This is a genomic window from Aeromicrobium sp. PFPM2_SD2, assembly GCF_057364525.1.
This window is the reverse complement of the sequence record NZ_JBNFNZ010000310.1, coordinates 1-2,997: the sequence shown is the minus strand read 5'-3', so window position 1 is coordinate 2,997 and position 2,997 is coordinate 1. Positions and strand designations below refer to the sequence as shown.

The window sequence follows — 2,997 nt, the reverse complement described above, 5'->3', positions numbered from 1 at the left end:
GCCGCGACGACGAGGTCGCAGGCCAGCGCGACCTCGAGCGCCCAGGTGAGCGTCAGCCCGTGGGCGGCGAAGACCGTCGGCACCGGCAGCGCGGCGACGCGCAGCGGCAGCTCGATCATGCGGTCGTACAGCGCCTGGGTGGCTTCCTTGGTCGGCTGGGCGTGGAACTCCGCGACGTCCACGCCGCCGGAGACGACCCGGCCGCGGGCGCGCACCACGAGCACGCGCGGCAGGTCGGCCTCGACCTCGTCCAGCGCGGCGTCGAAGGCGTCGTGCAGGGCCCGCGAGTACAGGTTGACCGGCGGCTCCTCGACGGTCAGGACGGCGACGCCGCCCTCGCGCGTCACCGTGACGCTCACCGCTGCAGCCCGTCGACGTCGATCTCCTCGTCGTGGACGACCTCGACGTGCGGCTCGTGCGGCACGACCTCGTCGCCGTCGGGCTCGTCGGCCGGGTCCGGGACGTCGTCGTCGGCCGGGGCCGAGCGCTGCAGCTCGTCGGCGGTGGCGTCGTCGGGCACCTCGGGGGTGTCGTCGAGGCCCGGCGGCACGTAGGAGCCGCCCTGGTCGCGGGTCGCCTGGCGCAGCACGTACGCACCCACCCCCACCAGGACGAGCAGGAGCAGACGGCGGCGGCGCGGCGAGCGGGACGTGGACATGGGGACACCGTAGCGAGCCGGCGGGCCCGCGGCTCGGCGCCGCCGTGCCCGGCTGGGCGTGCATGGGAGGATGGAGCCCCATCGCAGAGAGGACCCCCGTGGCCGAGCAGCTGATCGCGACCTTCAAGACCAACCACGGCGACATCGTCGTCGAGCTCTTCCCGAACCACGCCCCCGTCACCGTCGAGAACTTCGTCGGCCTGGCCGAGGGCACCAAGGAGTGGCGCGACCCCGCCACCGGCGAGACCCGCACGAGCCCGCTGTACGAGAACCTCGAGTTCCACCGCATCATCGCCGACTTCATGCTGCAGGGCGGCGACCCGATCGGGAACGGCACCGGTGGCCCCGGCTACCAGTTCCAGGACGAGTTCCACCCCGAGCTGCAGTTCGACCGTCCCTACCTGCTCGCCATGGCCAACGCCGGACCGGGCACCAACGGCTCGCAGTTCTTCATCACGCTGGTCCCCACCGCGTGGCTGAACCGCAAGCACACGATCTTCGGCGAGGTCGTCGACGACGCCAGCCGCCAGGTCGTGGACGCCATCGGCGCGGTCAAGACCGACCGCTTCGACCGTCCGACCGAGCCGGTCGTCCTGCAGAAGATCGAGATCGAGCGACGATGAGCCAGCCGGCCGAGCCCTCGGGCTCGACCTGCTACCGGCACCCCGAGCGGGAGGCGTACATCTCCTGCCAGCGGTGCGGACGCACGATCTGCCCCGCGTGCATGCGCGAGGCGTCGGTGGGCTTCCAGTGCCCCGAGTGCGTGGCCGAGGGCAACCGCACCGTCCGCCGTCCTCGGACGATGGCGGGCGGGGCGGTCGCCGCGCGCGAGAGCACCGTCACCCTGGTGATGATCGCGCTCAACGTGCTGGCGTTCGTCGGCACCGCGGCGACCGGCGGCGACAACGGCACGCTCAACCAGTGGGGCGCCATGCTGAGCGTCTCGTCGTTCTCGCCCGAGAGCGGCGAGCTGCTGACCGGCGTGGCCCAGGGCGCCTGGTGGCGTCCGGTCACGTCGGCCTTCCTGCACTTCGGCGTGCTGCACCTGCTGCTGAACATGTACGCGCTGTACCTGTTCGGCCCGATGGTCGAGCGCTCGCTGGGCACGCTGCGGTACGTGCTGACGTACCTGACCCTCGCGGTCGGCTCGTCGGTGGTCGTCTACTGGCTCTCGCCCGAGCACGCGCTGACCGCCGGTGCGTCCGGTGTCGTGTTCGGCCTGTTCGGCTTCGCCCTCGTCCTGCTGCTCAAGCTCGGCGAGGACGTCCGCGGCCTGCTCGTGCTGCTGGCGATCAACGTCTTCTTCAGCCTGCAGGGCGGCGTCAGCTGGCAGGGCCACCTGGGCGGCTTCGTCACCGGGCTGGTGCTCGCCGGCGTGCTGGCGCTCGCGCCGCGGCGCGTGCGCCCGGCCGCCTACTGGGTGGCGCTGGCGCTGGTGTGGGCGGCGTGCGCGATCGGGCTGGTGGCCCGCACCGCGCAGCTCACCGCGTAGCTCCCTCCCCAGGTCCGTCCCCAGGTGTGAATGACACCGGTGTCATTACCCACAGGCTCGTCCACACCTGGGCATAACCACACCGGTGTCATTCGGCGGCTGTGGACGACCTGGGAACGACGACGGCGCAGGGCGGGATCCCCGCACCTGCGCCGTCGTCCGTCCGTGCGGGCGGCTCACTCCCACTTCGTGGCGAAGCCGAAGGCGGCCACGATGAAGCCCATGCCGATGACCAGGTTCCACTGGCCGAGGTCGGAGTAGACCGGGATGTCGTGCTCGGTGCCGCTGGTGACGTAGAAGACGACGATCCACAGCAGACCGACGGCGGCCGAGCCGATCATGAGCGGGGCGGCCCAGCGGTTCGGGCCCTGCTTCGGCTCGCGCCGGGCCAGCAGCACCGCGCCGACCAGCAGCAGCGCGCCGATGAGGTAGTTCCAGGCGCCGAGCGCCGTGTAGAACTCGATGTCCTTGATCCCGGGGACGCCCACGGCGTCGGACTGCGAGATCGGGTAGCCGACGATCCACAGCAGGGCGACGACGCCGAGCGCGATGGCCGCGCCGCGTCCCTCGGTGCGTCCGCGACGGGGCGTGTCGGTCGACTTCTTCTGGGCCACGGTGGGTTTCCTCTGTGCGAAGTGCGCTGGATGCTCTCGGCTACCTTAGTCGGGCGGGCCACCCGGCCCGCGCAGGCGGTGAACCAGGAGGCACACGTGGGACGACCCGCACGCGGCAGGCGCCGCCCCGGCCGCTCGTTCCCGCTCGCGTCGGTCACCATCTTCGCGCCTGTCCGGCCTGCTCTTCGCCACCGCCGCCGTCAACGCCCGCGGCTCCGACCTGCGCCCGGGCC

General features: G+C 72.2%; 5 protein-coding genes. 2 read left to right on the top strand and 3 right to left on the bottom strand.

What is annotated here, in order from left to right; translation table 11 throughout:
• Positions 1-359 (bottom strand): enoyl-CoA hydratase/isomerase family protein (locus AC2W7G_RS12675; protein WP_485868754.1); only part of this gene is annotated, 359 nt, incomplete at its 3' end.
• Positions 356-658 carry a hypothetical protein gene (locus tag AC2W7G_RS12670; protein WP_485868753.1) on the bottom strand — a complete coding sequence of 101 codons (303 nt, stop codon included), beginning with the start codon at positions 656-658 and terminating at the stop codon, positions 356-358. The genes AC2W7G_RS12670 and AC2W7G_RS12675, both read right to left, overlap by 4 nt.
• A gap of 62 nt (positions 659-720) precedes the next feature.
• Between AC2W7G_RS12670 and AC2W7G_RS12665 the strand changes: the two genes are divergently transcribed.
• Positions 721-1,281 (top strand): peptidylprolyl isomerase, encoded by a 561-nt coding sequence (locus tag AC2W7G_RS12665; RefSeq protein ID WP_485868755.1) that lies wholly within the window; start codon positions 721-723, stop codon positions 1,279-1,281.
• Positions 1,278-2,150: a rhomboid family intramembrane serine protease gene (locus AC2W7G_RS12660; protein WP_485868752.1), complete on the top strand. Its 873-nt coding sequence runs from the start codon at positions 1,278-1,280 to the stop codon at positions 2,148-2,150. Before AC2W7G_RS12665 ends, AC2W7G_RS12660 begins: the two co-directional genes overlap by 4 nt.
• Positions 2,151-2,326: 176 nt before the next feature.
• Here AC2W7G_RS12660 and AC2W7G_RS12655 read toward each other — a convergent pair whose 3' ends face one another.
• Complete coding sequence (locus AC2W7G_RS12655; RefSeq protein ID WP_485868751.1) at positions 2,327-2,764, bottom strand: cell division protein CrgA; 438 nt, start codon at positions 2,762-2,764, stop codon at positions 2,327-2,329.
• Positions 2,765-2,997: the final 233 nt, after the last annotated feature.